Here is a 16,707-nt window from a genome sequence, read left to right as displayed (position 1 = left end):
CGCTTCCCTGCGGTCAAGGCACCGGGCGGAAATGCCCCCGAAACGGTCAATTTGCCTCAACAGCTGTCGCGCAGAGCGCCGCGCCTCAAGACAGCCCCTTGACGGCGCGCCCCGCTTAACTGTTTCCATACATACGAAATCGCACAATAGCGTTTGAGGTGCCGGGGCAATCCGTGCCTCAATGACGCGCACAGATGAATGGGGGGCAGAGCAGGTGACACGCGATCTCGCGCTGGTGGTGAATGGTCAGGCGGTGACGCTGCATGTCGACCCCGAGCGCACCCTGCTGGACCTTCTGCGCGACGAGCTGGGCCTGAACGGTGCGAAATACGGCTGTGGCATGGCGCAATGCGGCGCCTGCACCGTGCTGGTCGATGACGCGCCTGCCCGCGCCTGCGTGCTGCGCGCCGCTCTGGCCGAGGGGCGCAGCGTCACCACGCTCGAAGGCCTCGCCCACCCTGACACCGGCGCGCTGCACCCTGTCCAGCAAGGCTTTCTTGAGGCCGAGGGCGCGCAATGCGGCTACTGCCTGAATGGCATGGTGATGAGCGCGCTCGCCCTTTTGCGCCACACCCCCGACCCCAGTGAGGACGAGATCCGCGACGCCCTGCGTCACAACCTCTGCCGTTGCGGTGCCCAGCTAGAGATCATCGCCTCGGTGAAACGCGCCGCCCAACTGATGCAGAGCGCCCCACAATGACCGCTGCGCTGACCATCCGCCGCGACGGCGACACCTTCCTGACCCTCTCGGCTGAGGGCACGGCCACCGGCTATAACGGCCACGTCGACCTTGGCACCGGCTTGCAGACCGCCCTCGCCCAGATCGTGGCGGAGGAGCTGGAGCTGCCCCTCACTGCCGTGCAGATCGTCCTCGGCGACACCGCCCGCACCCCCGATCAGGGGCCGACGATTGCGTCGGAGTCGATCCAGATCGCCGCCATCCCCCTGCGCGCCGCTGCCGCCACCGCCCGCGCCTGGCTGCTGCAGGCCGGAGCCCTGCGCCTGAACGCGCCACTCTCGGAGGTCCGCGCCGAGCACGGCCATATCCTCTGGCAGGATCAACGCCTGCCCTACGCAGCCCTGCTCACTGGCGCCGAAACCCTGCCCCTCGACGACGACGCGCCCCTGAAGGACCCCGCCAGCTACAGCGTCGTCGGCCACAAGGCCGGGCGCACCGACCTGCCCGCCAAGCTGACCGGAACCTTCGACTATATCCACGACATCCGCCTGCCCGGCATGCTGCACGGCCATGTCATCCGGCCCCCCTACGCGGGCCGCGACTCCGGCCCTTTCATCGGGCGCAGCCTGATCGGCTATGACGAACCCGCTGTTGCCCAGATGCCCGGTTTCGTCGCCGTGGTGCAGCAGGGCGATTTCCTCGCCGTCGTCGCCACCAAGGCCCACCTCGCCCAAGCCATTGCCGAGGCGCTGCCCGTCCAGTGGCACCAGCCCCCCGACCTGCCCGACCTCTCCGATCCGGTCGCCGCGATCAAGGATCAGCCCTCCTCCCCGCGCACCCTCGACACCACCGGAGACATCGCGTCGGGTCTGGGCGAATGCACCACCCGTATGGATCGCCGCTATGTCTGGCCCTGGCACATGCACGCCTCCATTGGGCCGTCCTGCGCCGTGGCCGACTGGAACGCAGGCGCGCCGCTAGTCTGGTCCGGCACCCAGAACCCGCACATGCTGCGCGCCGACCTCGCCACCCTGACCGGCCTCGCGCCCGAGCAGATCGAGGTGCGCCGCCACCAAGCCGCCGGCTGCTATGGCCGCAACTGCGCCGATGACGTGGCCGGCGATGCGCTGCTGCTGGCCCGCGCCCTGAACCGCCCCGTCCGCGTGCAACTGACCCGCGCGCAGGAAAACCTGTGGGAGCCGAAAGGCGCCGCGCAGATCATGGAGGTCTCGGGCGGCCTCACCGCCACTGCAGACTTCCACGCCTATGCCTACGACAGCTGGTATCCCTCGAACCGCGGCCCCAACCTCGCCCTGCTGCTGACCGGAGTGATCACGCCTGAGCCGCGCCCCTCCGACATGGGCGACCGCACGATCATCCCGCCCTACCGCATCCCGCACAAGCGCATCACCGTCCACGACATGGCCCCCATCGTGCGCGCCGCCTGGCTGCGCGGCGTCTCTGCCCTGCCCAACACCTTCGCGCATGAAAGCTTTGTCGACGAGCTGGCGGCGGAGGCGCAGGAAGACCCCGTCGCCTTCCGCCTGCGCCATATGGATGACCCGCGTCAGGCCGACCTGATCGCCCGCACGGCTGAGGCCGCCGACTGGCAGCCCCGCACCACGCCGCAGCTCCGCCGCGAAGGGCGCATGGCCTACGGTCAGGGCTTCGCCTTCGCCACCTACGTCCATGGGCCCTTTCCCGGCACCGCCGCCGCCTCGGCCGCATGGGTCGTCGATGTCGCCGTCGACATGACCACGGGCGAGGTCACGCTGTCCCGCGTTTTTGTCGGCCAGGATCAGGGCCTCGTCATCAACCCAGATCACGTGCGCCAGCAGATCCATGGCAACGTCCTCCAGACCGCTTCGCGCACGCTTCAGGAAAGCGTCAGCTTCGACCAGATCACCGTCACCGATCAAAGCTGGGCGACCTACCCCCTCGCCACTTTCCCGCAGACCCCGCAGATCGAGACGCTGCTGATCGAGCGACCCAATGACCCGCCCCTCGGCGTCGGGGAAAGCGCCGCCGTCCCCGCCGCCGCCGCCATCGCCAACGCGATCTTCGACGCCACCGGCGTGCGCATGCGCGAAGCCCCCTTCACCCCGGAAAAGATGCGCGACGCCCTCGGCATCCAGCCGCGCACAGCCGCGCCCCTCGCCCTGCCGGGACGCAAGAAACGCAAGACCCTGCTGGCGACAACCCTCGGCCTGACCGCCGCCCTCGGCCTCGGCGCTCTGTCCTTTCCACTGGCCCGTGCGATCCCCAAGACGCCCGCGCCCGCCGCCGCCAACTTCTCCACCGACACCCTGAGCCGTGGCGAAACCCTCTTTGCCCTCGGCAACTGCGCCTCTTGCCATACGGCCCCGGATGGAACCGCGAACACCGGAGGCCGCGCGATCCAGACGCCCTTCGGCACGGTCTATTCCACCAACCTGACGCCCGATCCCGACACCGGCCTCGGCCAGTGGTCCTTTGCCGCCTTCGCCCGCGCCATGCGCGCCGGGATCAGCCGCGATGGCCACAACCTCTATCCCGCCTTCCCCTACACCTCCTTCGCGAAGATGCAGGAGGACGACCTCTTCGCCCTCTACGCCTATCTGCAAACCCTGCCCGCCGTGGCGCAAACCACCCCGAAGGCTGAGATGAGCGTGCCGCGCCCCGCTCTCGCCGTCTGGAACGCGCTCTTCCACAGGCCGCAGACCCTCACCGCCGACGCGACGCAAAGCGCCGACTGGAACCGGGGCCGCATCCTTGTCGAAAGCGTCGGCCATTGCGCTGAATGTCATACCCCCCGCACCGCCCTCGGCGCGCAGGCCAAGACCGCGCTGACCGGCGCGATGGTGCAGGACTGGTTCGCCCCCGCCCTCGCCGGACCTGCCGCGCAGTTGCGCAGCACCGACGACATCGCCGCCTACCTCTCGACCGGAGTCGCCCCCGGCCGCGCCGCTGCCTCCGGCCCGATGGCCGAGGTCATTGCCGGCCTCGCCACCCTGCCACAGGGCGACATCACCGCCATGGCGACCTACCTCGCCTCCCTGCCGACCGAGGCACCCGCGCCCCTGCCAGAGCAGGCCGCGACCATACCAGACCGGATTGACCGGATCTTCACCAATGCCTGCGCCAGCTGCCACGAGCCCGCGTTCCCCGACATGCTGACCGCCGCGCAGATCCCGCTGACCCGCGCCCCGGCGGTCCGCGCGCCCTCGCCCGCAGCGGCCATGACCACAATCCGCGACGGCCTGCGCGCCCCCACCGGCACCGCCCTGCGCGACATGCCCGGCTTTGCTGCTGAGCTGAGCGAGGCCGATATTGCCGCCCTCGCCCGCTATCTGCGCGCCCGCTACGCCCCTGACCTGCCCGCCTGGGACTAGCGGCAGCACAGGCCCGCCCCCGGCCCCCGCAGCCGAAATTTTGGACAATTCCCAAGGCCCGGGGGCATTTATTTGCACCCTTCGGCGTGAAAATCCTTGCGTCAAAGGCCCTTCATGGAATTTACTTCAATAATCACGTTACTTTTCTTGCAACTCACTTTCTCAGGGAGATTCCATGCTGCGTCCCTCCATCGCCATTATCGGCGCCGGTGCCATCGGATCGATCCTCGCCGCGCGCCTCGCGCAATCTGGCGCCGATGTGCGCCTTGTTGCCCGGGGCGCACGTCTGGCTCATATTCAGCAACATGGCCTGCACATCCGCGATCTTGATGGCGAGGTGACGGTACATGTCCCCGCCGTCGCCGCCCTCGACGCGCCGGTCAGCGTGCTGTTCCTCTGCGTCAAAGGCCCCGCGATCGAGGCCGCTCTGCGCGACAACCTCGCCGGGATGGGGCCTGACACCCGCGTCGTGCCGCTGGTCAATGGCATCCCGTGGTGGTTCTTCGATGACCTCGGCCACCCGGTCCGCGCCGTCGATCCCGACGGGGCGCTGTTCGAGCTGGTGCCCTTCGACCAGATCGTCGGCTCGGTCACCATGATGACCGGCGCGTTTGACGAACACGGCACGGTCGTCTCGACCATCCCGCACAAGCTCGCCCTCGGCCCGACCACGCTGAATGGCCCCCGCCCGGTCGACCTCGCGGACGAGATCACGGCCGCAGGCATCACGCTCGACCGCTCCGATCATATCCGCCCGCTGGTCTGGCAGAAGCTGGCGCTGAACCTCGCGACCAACCCGCTCTCAGCCCTCACCGGCATGACGCTGGAACAGATCGCCGCCGACCCCGCCACAATGGCCCGCGCCACCGCCATCGCGATTGAGGCCGAAACCCTCGCGGCCGCCTGGGGCTGCACGATCGACATCGCCCGCCACATGCCCGCGCAACTGGCCAAGGCCGGGGCGTTCCGCACCTCCATGCTGCAAGACGCCGAGGCGGGCCGCCCGCTGGAGCTGGCACCGATCTGTGACGCCCCACTGGAACTGGCCGAGGCCCGCGGCATCCCCATGCCCGAAACCCTTGCCCTGCTCACCGAACTTCGTGCCACACTGGGCACATCCGCACCCGCCCTCTCTCAAGGAGCCTTGTGATGAACATCCAGACCAACGACCGCCTCGCGGGCAAGACCGAGGCCGAGCTGCGCGTCCAGCTCACCGATTTCTATCACCTCGTCAGCTACCTTGGCTGGACCGAGCTGATCTTCAACCACATCTCCGTGCGCGTGCCCGGCGAAACCCACGCCTACCTCGTGAACCCCTTCGGCCTGCACTATGACGAAGTGACGCCCGAAAACCTGATCAAGGTCGGCGTCGACGGCAAGAAGGTCGAGGACAGCCCCTACAACGCCAACCCCGCCGGCTTTGCCCTGCACGGTGCGATCCACGAAAACCGCCCCGACGTCGGCTGCATCGCCCACACCCACACGACGCCGATTTCCGCCATCACCATGAAGGCTTTCGGCATCGACCACGACAGCTTTTATGGCGCGCAGCTTTATGGTCGCGTCGGCTATCACGGGTTCGAGGGCATCACCCTCTATGACGACGAACGCCCCCGTATGCTCGACTCGCTCGGCGACAAGCACGTCCTCGTTCTGCGCAACCATGGCATCGCCGTGTGCGAGTCCGACATCCCCCTGACCTTCTTCCTGCTCTGGACCGTGCAGCGCGCGGCTGAGATCCAGTGCGCCTCGCAAGGCATCCCCGGCCCCAACACCACGCTGCCCGAAGTCATCAAGCAGAAGTGCGCCGAAGATGCCCAGCGGCTGAAAGACAGCGCCAGTTTCGCCACGCTGCTGTTCGACGGCATGGTGCGCAAGATGAAGCGCGATCAGGGGCGCAGCTGACCCACGACCCGGCGCCTGAAAAACGTGCATATTCCCGTTTATCTGGCGCCGGCTGTCGATTTTCCTTCGTGAATCAGAATTAATACGGTAATATTGACGTAATAAAGACGACAGAATCCTGACCCAACAGACGGAGCGTTCCATGACCCCCGACTTCCCTCCAGGTCTCAGTCCAGACGCCGCGATGACGGTGTCGCTGGACCTCGGCACGCCGGGCGGTCCGCGCGTCGCGGTCAAGGAATGCCTCGCCATCGAAGGCCTGCCGACCCGCGCCGGCTCTGCCGCGCTGGAAAACGCGCCCCCCGCTCTGGCCCATTCAGACGTCGTGCAAAGCCTGCTCGAGTCAGGCTGCAACATCGTCGGGCGCGCCAATATGCATGAACTGGCCTACGGGATGACCGGCGCCAACGGCCACACCGGCACGCCGCAGAACCCGCGCTGGCCCGACCGCATTCCCGGTGGCTCGTCGTCTGGCTCTGCCGTTCTGGTGGCACAGGGCGCGGTGGATTTCGCCGTCGGCACCGACACCGGCGGCTCGATCCGCCAGCCAGCGGGCTGCTGTGGTGTCTTCGGGCTGAAACCGACCTTTGGGCGGATCAGCCGCCGCGGTGCCACCCCCGTCGCCTCCTCCCTTGACTCCATCGGCCCCTTTGCTGCGACAGCCGCCATGCTGACCCGCGCCATGACGCTGATGGACCCCAGCTTTCAGGCTGAAAGCCTCGCCAGTTCCCCCTCGCTGGCGCGGCTGACGCCCGAGGCCGCGCCGGATATTTCCGCCAGTTTCGACGCGGCCACCAAACTCTTGCACGACGCCCGGATCACCGAGGCGACGCTGCCCAGCCTGATGGATGCCTATCACGCCTCCATGACCATCATCGGCTATGAGATCGCCGCCGAATTCGGTGCCCTCGCCGCCTCTGACGCCACGCTCGGGGCCGATGTGCGCACCCGCATCCTCAACGGCACCCGCATCACACCTGAGCAGCTGGCCGAAGCCGAGGCCGTGCGCACCCGCTTTGTCGCCGAAATCGACGCTCTGCTCGAAACCCACGATGCGATCCTGCTGCCGCTGCTCGCGCGCACGCCCCCGACGTGGGAGGAAGCCGCCGATCCGACAGCCGTGCTGCCGATGACCCGTTTTATCCGCCAGTTCAACATGTCCGGCCACCCCGCGCTGGCGATCCCGACCCTGACGACCGACGGCCTGCCCGCAGGCCTGCAACTGATCGGTGCCAAGGGGGCAGATGCCCACCTCTGCGCCATCGCCGAATGGATTGCCGCCCGCACCCCTGAAGAGGAGACAGCCTGATGTCCCAAGCTCTCGCAGAACACGCCCCAGCAGCCCCCGTCGCAGCCCTCAGCCTCGACGACCTGCTGACCCAGATCCGCGCCCGCCGGGCCGAATTCGAAGGCCTCGCCCATGTCCCCAAGGATATGGTCGCCCAGCTGCAGCAGATCGGCGTCTACCGGGCCTTCGTGCCGAAACGCTTTGGCGGCGACGCCCTGTCGCCCGCCGAATTCTGCAAGCTGATCGAGAAGATCTCGATGGCGGATGCCTCGACCGGCTGGGTCTCCAGCTTCGGCGTCTCCTCGACCTATCTCGCGGCGCTGCCGCCTGAAACCTTCGCCAAGATCTATGGCACCAACCCCAACACGGTCTTTGCCGGCGCGATGTTCCCGCCGCAGAAAGCCACCCGCGAAGGCGACCGCCTGCGCGTTTCGGGCCGCTGGCCTTGGTGCTCGGGCTCGATGGGGGCCTCGCTGATCGGCGTCGGCATCAAGATCGAGGGCGAATCCTCGCCGCTGCCGCGCTCTGCCATCTTCCCCGTCTCGGACGTGCACATCGACCAGACCTGGGACACCGTCGGCCTGCGCGCCACCGGCTCGCATGATGTCGTGGTCGAGGGCAAGCTGGTGGACGAGGACTGGACCTTCATCCGCGGCTCCGCGCCGCAACTCGATGACCCGATCTTCCGCTTCCCAGCCATGGCGCTGGCCGCGCAGGTGCTGGCCGTCGTCGCCCTTGGTGCCGCACGCGAAGCCCTCGACTGGGTGAAATCCGACGCCGCCAAGAAGGCCTCGATCACCGGCGCTCCCAGCCCGGGCGCGCGTCCTTATGTGCAGGCGGACCTCGCCCGCGCCGAGGCCCTGCTGCGCTCTGCCCGCGCCCACTTCTATGAGACGATCGAGGAAGCCTGGGACCAGCTGCTGACCAAAGGCGAGGTCGAGCCCGAGGTGCGCGTCCGTCTGCGCCTTGTCGCCAGCCAGGCCGCGCGTGACGGCGCCGAGGCCGCCCGCATCGCCTTCGTCATGGGCGGCTCCAACGCCATGCGCACCGGCCACACGCTGGGTCGCTGCATGATCGACGCCGCCTGCGTCGCGCAACACGCCTTCATGAACGAGGGCACCTGGACCGCCGCGGGCGCTGCCATGTTTGGCGAAGCCACGCCGCCGGGCTATCCATGACCTGAGGGGCCGCCCCGGCCCCGAAATCGCACCGACGCAATACCGACGCGATACCGCTCTGATACCGACACCCCAAATCACGGTGAAAAGATATGACTGCTCCCCTCCGCACCCTGCTCTGCTTCAACAACCACCCGACCTTCTTCAGCCTGCCCTTCGATCAGATCGGCCCGGTCTGGAAGGCCACGCAAGAGCTGATGTCCTCCATCGCGAAAATGGATGGCGTTGAAATCGTAGGCACTTTCGACGACGATCAGACCATGGTCGGCGCGTCGCAGGGCTTCCCCTACACCTGGTACATCCTCGCCGACTTCCCCAACCGCGAAGCCGTGCAAGGCGCCTGCAATTTCCTGCGCACGATTGTCGTCGGAGAAGGCAATGACCGCCTCTGGAAGTACATGACCGTCGAGGCCCGCATGGGCCGCGCCCTCGAAATCCCCGACCTCTAAGCCTTTAGAAAGAGACGGAAAAAGTGACCGAACTTGCCGAATCCGACCAACGCCGCCAGATTGTCGAGGCCTCCCGCGCACGGTTTTTGCGCGGGGCTCTGGCCCATGTTGCGGGCGGCACGCATTCGGCAGGTCCGCTCCACTCCGTCTCTCTTTCCAGCGCGCAAACCCGCTTCCGGCCCCTGCGCACCATCCCCTCCCAGCCTCTCACGAAGGACAGGACATGACCCTCGATCATTTCCCCCAAGGCCCGCAAGACGCCAGCTACGCACCGCTGGTGAAGGGCGACCGCGTTGCCACGCCGATGTACGAAGACCCCGCCATCTTTGACGTCGAGATGGAAAAAATCTTCGGCAAAACATGGGTTTGGGTCGGACACGAGTCCGAGGTTCCCGACAAGGGCAACTTCAAGCTCTCCGTCGTCGGCACCCAGCCGGTGATCATTTCGCGCGATCGCAAGGGCGCTCTGCACGTGCTGGTCAACCGCTGCCGCCATCGCGCCGCGACCGTTTGCGAGATCAAGAAGGGCAAGACCAGCTCCTTCCAGTGCCCCTACCACGGCTGGGGCTATGCTCTCGACGGCAGCTTGCGTGGCGTGCCCTACACCGAAGGCTACAACACCGATTTCGACAAGAAGGACTACGGCCTGAAGAAGCTGAAGGTCGAGACCTATCAGGGCATGATCTTCGCCTCCTTCAACATGGACGTCGAGCCTCTGGAAGACTTCCTCGGCAATGCCAAACTCTGGATCGACCTGTTCATGAAACAGGGCGGCGGCTTCCCGGTGAAGACCCTGGGCGAGCATCAGTTCAAGGTGCCGATGAACTGGAAGATCCAGCTCGAAAACACCACCGACGCCTACCATTTTCCCGTTGTTCACAAGAGCTTCATGCAATCCCTCGACGGTGAGGCGACGCAGCAGTTCTCCTTCCTCGAAGACGATGACGGCTGGGTCGAAGACCTCGGCAACGGTCACTCTGTCATGGTCATGATGCCCGAGCTGAACGACCTCGACGACAACCTCGACGCGCCGATCCCCGAGCGGTTCGAGGCCTTGGCCGAGACCCTGCGCGCCGACTACGACGAAGCGCAGGTGCGCCGCATCGTGCGCGCTGTGGGGGGCTGTGGCTTCAACCTCAACCTCTTCCCCAATGCCGCCTGCTCGCTCAGCTTCTTCCGCATCCTGCGCCCGGTTTCGGTGCAAGAGACCGAGATCCGCCACATCGCCCTCGGCATGGACGGCGGCCCCGAGGCTGCCAACCAGATGCGCATGCGCCTTCATGAGCATTTTCAAGGCCCTATGGGCTTTGGCTCGCCCGATGACGCAGAAGTCTGGGAACGGGTTCAGCGCGGCTCGGCCGGGGCTGGCGACCTTGACGTCATGGTCAACCGTGGCGTTGGCCTGGAAGACACCTCGCCCAATGGCCTGCCCAAAGGCGATATCAGCGCGGAAACCGGCATGCGTGCCGCCTACCGCAAATGGCAGGAGATGATGGCGTGAAAGACATGACCACAGACAGCAAGATCACCCTCGACGCCGCCGTCCAGTTCCTCTGGATGGAGGCCGACATCCTCGATCGCAACGATTTTGACGCCTGGCTGCCGCTCTGGCATGGCGGTCATTACATCATCCCGATCGGCGATGACGTCACGGATTTTGCCAACAATCTCAACATCGCTTACGATGATGCCGATATGCGCAAGGCCCGCGCCGCGCGTCTGTCGGGGGGCTTTTCGATCTCCGCCGCCCCGCCTGCGCGCACCGTGCGCACCGTGTCGCGCTTCGTCATCACCGAGGAAGCGCCGGGCGCCATCACCATCCGCTCCGCATTGCATGTGGTCGAGGACAAGTTCGGTCGTCAGCGCATGTTCGCGGCCAACGTCGAGCACAAGCTGATCGCGACCGAAAACGGCATCCGCATCACCCAGAAGGTCGTGCGCCTGCTGAACTCTGACGGCATGCTGACCTCGATCAGCTACCTTTTCTGAAATGGGGGCCCCCTTGCCAGACGTCATCCAGACCGCCGTTGTCACCGGGGCCGCCAGCGGCGTCGGCGCCCAGATCGCCCGCGCCCTGCACGCCGCAGGGTTCCGGGTGGTGATTTCCGATATCGACTCTGCAGGCGCCTCGGCGCTCGCGACCGAGCTGGACATGGCTGGTGAAACCGCCGTCACAGCCACGCTCGACGTCAGTAAGCCTGAGGATTTTCAAGAGGTTCTGGATAAGGTCGTCGACTGCTGGGGCTCTTGCGAAGTGCTGGTGAACAACGCCGCCCTGACCAAGGCCCAGCCGGTGCTGGAGATATCCCCTGAGGATTTCAACAAGATCCTGACCGTCAACGCCGGTGGCACCTTCGCCGGCAGCCAGATCTTCGGGCGGCACTTCAAAGAGCGCGGCTATGGCCGTATCATCAACATGGCCTCGCTTGCCGGGCAGAACGGTGGCACCACCACCGGGGCGCATTACGCGGCCTCGAAGGGGGCGATCATGACGCTGACCAAGGTGTTCGCCCGTGACCTCGCGCCCTTTGGCATCACCTGCAACGCCATCGCCCCCGGCCCACTCGACAGCCCGATGGTGCATGACCTGGTCCCGGCGGACAAGATGCCCGGGATGCTGGCCAATATCCCGGCCGGTCAGCTGGGCGATCCGGCCTTCGTCGCCAACCTCGTGGCCCTGCTTGCCGGGCCCGCTGCCAGTTTCGTCACCGGTGCTTGCTGGGACGTGAACGGCGGCCTCTTCATGCGCTGAGGCGGAAAGAACCCCATGACCACCGAGACCCTGACCCTGACCATCGCAGAACGCCTTGATGACAAAGGCGATATCATGCGGCTGACCCTGTCGGATCCGACTGGCGCGCCCCTGCCCGCCGTCACTGCCGGCGCGCATATCGACGTGCTGGTTGCCACCGACAGCGAGACAATGTGGCGCCAGTACTCGCTGGCGGGCGATCCCGCGGACCGCGCTGTCTGGCAGCTTGGTATCCTCAAGGAACCCGCCAGCCGTGGTGGCTCCGTCGCGCTGCACGACATCGCCCGCAAGGGCGCCGAGCTGCGCATCACCGGTCCGCGCAACCACTTCGGGCTGGTCGAGGCCGACAAGACCTACCTCTTCGGCGGTGGCATCGGTGTCACCCCGATGCTGGCCATGGCGCATGAGCTGCACGCCAAGGGCGCACCGTTTGAGCTGCACTACTGCACCCGCAGCGCCGATCGTACCGCTTTCGACGATGTGCTCAGCACCGCGCCCTTCGCTGACAGCATCCACCTGCACCACGACGACGCCGACAGCAAGTTCAGCGCCGAGGCCCTGCCCGACGCCGCCCCCGGCACCCATCTATATATCTGCGGGCCAGAGGGCTTCATGTCCTGGCTGATTGGCGAAGCCGAGGCCCGTGGCCACGCCACCAACCACATCCACCGAGAATATTTCTCGGCCGATGTCGACATCACCGGCGACACGTTTGAGGTTGAGGCCCGCGCCTCTGGCCTGACCGTCACCGTGGGCGAGGGGGAATCCATCGTGACGGCCCTTGCACGCGTCGGCGTCTCGGTAGAGGTAAAGTGCGAGGAAGGCATCTGCGGTACCTGCCTGACCGACGTGATTGAGGGCGAGCCGGATCACCGCGACCACTTCCTCACGGACGACGAAAAGGCAGACAACAGCGAGATGTGCCTGTGCTGTTCGCGCGCGAATTCGGCGCGACTGGTACTGGATATCTGAGGAATGATCATGACCCAACCTGCGAAGACCGAAGCCACCGCTGCAGAGGTGCAGACCTTTCGCGAAGGCATGGCCCGCCTCGGTGCGGCCATCACCATCCTGACCACGGACGGGCCTGCGGGCAAACACGGCATGACGGCCTCGGCTGTCTGCTCTGTCACCGACAGCCCGCCCACCCTGCTGGTTTGCATCAACAAATCGAACCGCAGCCACGACATCATCGAGAAGAACGGCGTCATTGCCGTCAACGTCCTCGGCGGGCGTCACCGCGACGTCGCGGGCCTGTTCGCCAGCAAGAAAGATGAGGAAGAACGCTTTGCCGGGGCCGATTGGCGCACCATGGCGACCGGCAGCCCGCTGCTGGCGGATGCACCGGTCGCCTTTGACTGCCGCATCACCGACAGCAACTCCGTTGGTTCGCACACCGTGTTCTTCTGCGAGGTGCAGGCGATGGAGCTGGCCGAGGGTCAGGCCGAAACGCTGATCTGGTTCGGCCGTGACTTCCACCACATCACGGCCGTCTGATTGATGACCCGGGCGCGCTCAGTAATCCCCCAATCGGTGAAAAACGCGTTCCATCAGGGTGTTGAGGACGCGCTGTTCCTCAGCGTCGAGGTCCTGAAACGCCCCGGCGAACACCACATCGGCAATCGCGCGCGCCTCGCGGCGGCGCGCATCGCCAAGCGGCGTCAGCGTCACTTCGGTGACGCGGGCATCCGTCGGGCGGGCGCGGGTCGTGACCAGACCATCGGCCACCATGCGCTGAATGATCTTCGTGGCCGTGTTCAGCTTGATGATGCAGACCTCGGCAATCTCCGAGACGCTCATATGCTCGTCCTCGAACAGGGACATCAGCACACGCCAGCGCGGCACGTCGAGACCGACGCTTTTCAACCGCTTTTCCATCGTCATGAAATAGCGCGCCGAGGTCCGGGTCAGCCAGTAGAACGGCCAGTCCTGCTTGCGAAACCGGCCCTCGCCCTCGGCTGCGTCTTTGTCGTTGATGGGATCGCTCATACTGCCTCTTTTCTCGCCCTTAACACCCGCGCACCGTGCATCGTGACACCAATCTGCTGAAGGTCGCTGACTTTCGCCAGAAAAACCAAGAATAGTCACGTGAACATTACGACAATTACCAGAACAACAGCAACTCAACAGGGAAACCAAACATGCTCTTCAAGAAGCTGACGATGACCACAACGGCCGCTCTGGCGCTGTCTGCCGCTGCCGCAATGGCCGATACGACGCTGACCGTAGCCAACTGGCTGCCGCCCTCGCACCCCCTCGTCTCCGAAGTCATCGTGCCGATGACCGAAGCGATCAAGGAAGCCACCGGCGGCTCGGTCACCACCAACATCCTGCCCGCCCCCCTGGGGCCGCCCCCGGCGCATTTCGACTTTGCCGTCAATGGCGTGGCCGACATCACCTTCGGCGTGCAGAACTACACACCCGGTCGCTTCAAGACCACCAGCGTCGCGGAAATGCCCTTCCTCGGCAACAGCGCGACCGCGATGTCCGTCGCCTACTGGCGCACCTGGGACGCGATGCTGAAACAGGCCGGCGAATATGACGGCGTCAAGGTTCTGGGCGTCTTCACCCACGGCCCCGGCGAGATCTTCATGAAGGAAGGCGACGCCTCTGCCACCGAAGTGCTGAACGGCAAGAAAATGCGCGTCGGCGGCGGGCTGATCAACGAAATCACCACCAAACTGGGCGCAGTCCCGGTCGAGGGCCCCTCCTCCAAGGCCTATGAGCTGCTGAGCCAGGGCGTGGCCGACGGGATCTTCTTTCCCTACGAATCGGTCAACTCCTTCGGTCTGATCCCGCAGCTGACCAAGGGCATCGACGTCCCCGGCGGCCTCTACAACACCTCGTTCTTCGTGGTGATGAACAAGGCGAAATGGGACAGCCTGACCCCGGAAGAGCAGACCCAGATCGACAGCGTCACCGGTGAATCCCTCGCCCGTATGGCCGGTGCAATGTGGGACAGCGCCGACGCCAAGGGCAAGGCTGCAATGGACGGCAAGATCGAGCTGACCACCGCCACCGACGCGCAGATGGTCGCCTGGACCGATGCCCTCGCCCCCGTCATCAAGGAAAAGATGGACGAGATTTCCTCGGCCGGTGTGGATGCTGACGCGGCGATGAAGATGATGAAAGACGAAATTGCCAAGGTCGAGGCCGAATGAGCCCCAATCCTGCCGAACATTTCGCAGCGGGACCGGAGGCAGCAATGCCTCCGGCTTCCGGCAAGCGCTCCCGCGCACTCAGCCACTGGCCCCGCCGTGTGCTGGCCTGGGTCTGCGGGCTGATCCTGCTGTTGCTGATGACGCTGACCGTCGTCGACGTGATCGGGCGCTACCTGTTCAACTCGCCCCTGATCGGCGCAACCGAACTCACCGAAGTGCTGCTGGTCTCGGTGATCTTCATCGGCCTGCCCGCCGTCTGCATGGACGACGAACATGTCACTGTCGATCTGGTGACCTCGCAGATGCCGGACTGGATTCAGCCGTTCCGCAAGGCGCTGCTGGCGCTGATCTCAGCCACGATCTTTGGCGTCATTTCCTGGCGTCTCTGGGTCTACGGCAGCCAGATCTACGCCTATAACGGCGTCACCAATTCGCTGCGCATCCCGGTCGGTCCGGTCGCCTGGCTCTGCTCGGTCTGCGCCGGTGTCGCCGTGATCCTGACGCTCTATGTCGCTGCCCGCGATCTGCGCCGCGCCCTCAGGACCTGACGCTTCGGGTCCTGATCCCCTCACGCCCTGCATATTGAGACGATTTTCCCCATGGAACTCCTCGCCAACTGGCCTGTCGGCATGGCCGCCCTGTTTGTCCTGCTGCTTGTGGGCCTGCCGATCTCCATCGCCCTGACGCTGATCGGCCTGCTCGGAACAGTGTCCATCATCGGGTGGAACCCGGCGCTCTCGCTGCTCAGCACGACCTTCTTCGATCAGGGCAAGAACTATTCGCTCTCCGTCCTGCCGCTGTTCCTGCTGATGGGCAATTTCGTGGTGCAATCGGGCATCGCGAAGGAACTCTACGAGGCCGCCCATGCCTGGTTGCGCCATCGCAAAGGCGGGCTTGCACTGGCCACTGTGATCGCCTGCGGTGGCTTCTCCTCGGTCTGTGGCTCGTCGATGGCGACGGCAGCAACGATGGCGCGGATCTCGCTGCCCTCGATGCGTCGCTATGGCTATCCGGATGACCTCTCGACTGCTTCGATCGCGGCGGGCGGCACGCTGGGCATCCTGATCCCGCCCTCGGTGATCCTGGTGTTCTACGGCATCATGACCCAGCAGGACATCGGCAAGCTGTTCCTGGCCGGTATCATCCCCGGCATCCTCGGCATCCTCGGCTATACCACCGCCGTCTGGCTCTCGATCCGGTTCCGCGGCATCGAGCTTGCGACCGAACCCAAGCTGCCGCTGCGCGACCGTCTGCGCGCGCTCAAGGGTACGCTCGGCGCGATCATCCTGTTCATCTTCGTGATGGGTGGGATCTACCTCGGCGTCTTCACCCCAACCGAGAGCGCCGGCATGGGGGCCGCAGGCGCCCTGCTGCTGACCATCCTGTCGGGCAAGTTCACCATCTCCTCGGCCTTCGTGACGCTGTTTGACGCGGCCAAGACGACGGCCATGATGTTCTTCATCCTGTTCGGCGCGCTGACCTTCACCAACTACGTCAACTTCAGCGGCATGACCGGCGACATGCAGGCCTTCGTCACCTATTTCGGCGACGGCCCGACCTCCGTGATCCTGACGATCCTCGTGATCTACCTCGTCCTCGGCTGCGTGCTGGAGGGGCTGTCGATGATCATGCTGACGGTGCCGATCTTCTATCCGGTCGTCGCAGCACAGGGGTTCGATCTGATCTGGTTCGGCGTCTTCGTCGTCGTGATCACCGAGATTTCCTATATCACCCCGCCGGTTGGCATGAACGCTTTCGTGCTGCGCTCTGTCGTCAAGGACGTCCAGCTCGGCACGATCTTCCGTGGCCTCGTGCCCTTCGTGCTGATGGATGTGGTGCGCATCATCCTGCTTATTCTGGTCCCCGGACTGGTCTTGTTTCTGCCCAATAGCATGTAGCGCGCGGAGAGCCTCTTGACCGTGCT

Annotated in this window: 16 protein-coding genes; 15 read left to right on the top strand and 1 reads right to left on the bottom strand. The window is 65.5% G+C overall.

The window, feature by feature from the left end:
* Positions 1-214 precede the first annotated feature (214 nt).
* The 12 genes from F3W81_RS00960 to F3W81_RS00905 all read left to right on the top strand — a co-directional run bounded on the left by F3W81_RS00960 (position 215) and on the right by F3W81_RS00905 (position 13,119).
* The gene (locus F3W81_RS00960) at positions 215-700 is read left to right on the top strand and encodes a (2Fe-2S)-binding protein (protein WP_226941784.1); all 486 of its coding nucleotides are present in this window, start codon (positions 215-217) and stop codon (positions 698-700) included.
* Complete coding sequence (locus tag F3W81_RS00955; RefSeq protein ID WP_193081759.1) at positions 697-4,050, top strand: molybdopterin cofactor-binding domain-containing protein; 3,354 nt, start codon at positions 697-699, stop codon at positions 4,048-4,050. Before F3W81_RS00960 ends, F3W81_RS00955 begins: the two co-directional genes overlap by 4 nt.
* A 175-nt stretch (positions 4,051-4,225) precedes the next feature.
* Positions 4,226-5,200 (top strand): ketopantoate reductase family protein, encoded by a 975-nt coding sequence (locus tag F3W81_RS00950; protein ID WP_193081757.1) that lies wholly within the window; start codon positions 4,226-4,228, stop codon positions 5,198-5,200.
* Complete coding sequence (locus tag F3W81_RS00945) at positions 5,200-5,955, top strand: class II aldolase/adducin family protein (RefSeq protein ID WP_193081755.1); 756 nt, start codon at positions 5,200-5,202, stop codon at positions 5,953-5,955. The genes F3W81_RS00950 and F3W81_RS00945 overlap by 1 nt, the downstream gene beginning before the upstream one ends.
* A gap of 142 nt (positions 5,956-6,097) precedes the next feature.
* On the top strand, positions 6,098-7,264 hold the full coding sequence (locus tag F3W81_RS00940; protein WP_226941783.1) for an amidase: 1,167 nt from the start codon (positions 6,098-6,100) through the stop codon (positions 7,262-7,264).
* Positions 7,264-8,421, top strand: a complete 1,158-nt coding sequence (locus F3W81_RS00935) for an acyl-CoA dehydrogenase family protein (RefSeq protein WP_193081753.1) — start codon at positions 7,264-7,266, stop codon at positions 8,419-8,421. The genes F3W81_RS00940 and F3W81_RS00935 overlap by 1 nt, the downstream gene beginning before the upstream one ends.
* A 92-nt stretch (positions 8,422-8,513) precedes the next feature.
* A complete protein-coding gene (locus tag F3W81_RS00930; RefSeq protein ID WP_193081751.1) occupies positions 8,514-8,870 on the top strand; it encodes a hypothetical protein in 357 nt (118 codons plus the stop codon).
* Positions 8,871-9,093: 223 nt separating this feature from the next.
* Positions 9,094-10,371, top strand: a complete 1,278-nt coding sequence (locus tag F3W81_RS00925) for an aromatic ring-hydroxylating oxygenase subunit alpha (RefSeq protein WP_193081749.1) — start codon at positions 9,094-9,096, stop codon at positions 10,369-10,371.
* A gap of 5 nt (positions 10,372-10,376) precedes the next feature.
* Positions 10,377-10,859 (top strand): aromatic-ring-hydroxylating dioxygenase subunit beta, encoded by a 483-nt coding sequence (locus F3W81_RS00920; protein WP_193083530.1) that lies wholly within the window; start codon positions 10,377-10,379, stop codon positions 10,857-10,859.
* Positions 10,860-10,872: 13 nt separating this feature from the next.
* On the top strand, positions 10,873-11,622 hold the full coding sequence (locus F3W81_RS00915) for an SDR family NAD(P)-dependent oxidoreductase (RefSeq protein ID WP_226941782.1): 750 nt from the start codon (positions 10,873-10,875) through the stop codon (positions 11,620-11,622).
* A 15-nt stretch (positions 11,623-11,637) separates the two neighbouring features.
* Positions 11,638-12,594: a PDR/VanB family oxidoreductase gene (locus tag F3W81_RS00910; RefSeq protein WP_193081746.1), complete on the top strand. Its 957-nt coding sequence runs from the start codon at positions 11,638-11,640 to the stop codon at positions 12,592-12,594.
* A 9-nt stretch (positions 12,595-12,603) separates the two neighbouring features.
* On the top strand, positions 12,604-13,119 hold the full coding sequence (locus F3W81_RS00905) for a flavin reductase (protein ID WP_193081744.1): 516 nt from the start codon (positions 12,604-12,606) through the stop codon (positions 13,117-13,119).
* Between the two features lie 18 nt (positions 13,120-13,137).
* Here the strand turns inward: F3W81_RS00905 and F3W81_RS00900 are convergent, their stop codons facing one another.
* Positions 13,138-13,611, bottom strand: a complete 474-nt coding sequence (locus F3W81_RS00900; protein ID WP_193081743.1) for a MarR family winged helix-turn-helix transcriptional regulator — start codon at positions 13,609-13,611, stop codon at positions 13,138-13,140.
* A 152-nt stretch (positions 13,612-13,763) separates the two neighbouring features.
* Here F3W81_RS00900 and F3W81_RS00895 point away from each other — a divergent pair, with 152 nt between their 5' ends.
* From F3W81_RS00895 to F3W81_RS00885, 3 genes are read left to right on the top strand one after another with little or no spacing between them, the layout of a single operon-like run.
* Complete coding sequence (locus F3W81_RS00895; RefSeq protein ID WP_226941781.1) at positions 13,764-14,783, top strand: TRAP transporter substrate-binding protein; 1,020 nt, start codon at positions 13,764-13,766, stop codon at positions 14,781-14,783.
* A gap of 44 nt (positions 14,784-14,827) precedes the next feature.
* Positions 14,828-15,331, top strand: coding sequence for a TRAP transporter small permease (locus F3W81_RS00890; protein WP_193081741.1), 504 nt, complete (start codon positions 14,828-14,830; stop codon positions 15,329-15,331).
* 51 nt (positions 15,332-15,382) lie between these two features.
* Complete coding sequence (locus tag F3W81_RS00885) at positions 15,383-16,681, top strand: TRAP transporter large permease (RefSeq protein WP_193081739.1); 1,299 nt, start codon at positions 15,383-15,385, stop codon at positions 16,679-16,681.
* The last annotated feature ends 26 nt before the right edge of the window (positions 16,682-16,707 follow it).

The sequence above is a fragment of the Pseudooceanicola spongiae genome (genome assembly GCF_014899185.1).
In the GTDB taxonomy this organism is placed as follows: domain Bacteria; phylum Pseudomonadota; class Alphaproteobacteria; order Rhodobacterales; family Rhodobacteraceae; genus Pseudooceanicola; species Pseudooceanicola spongiae.
Note: the sequence above shows the minus strand (reverse complement) of the source record. Positions and strands in the feature narration are given on the sequence as shown.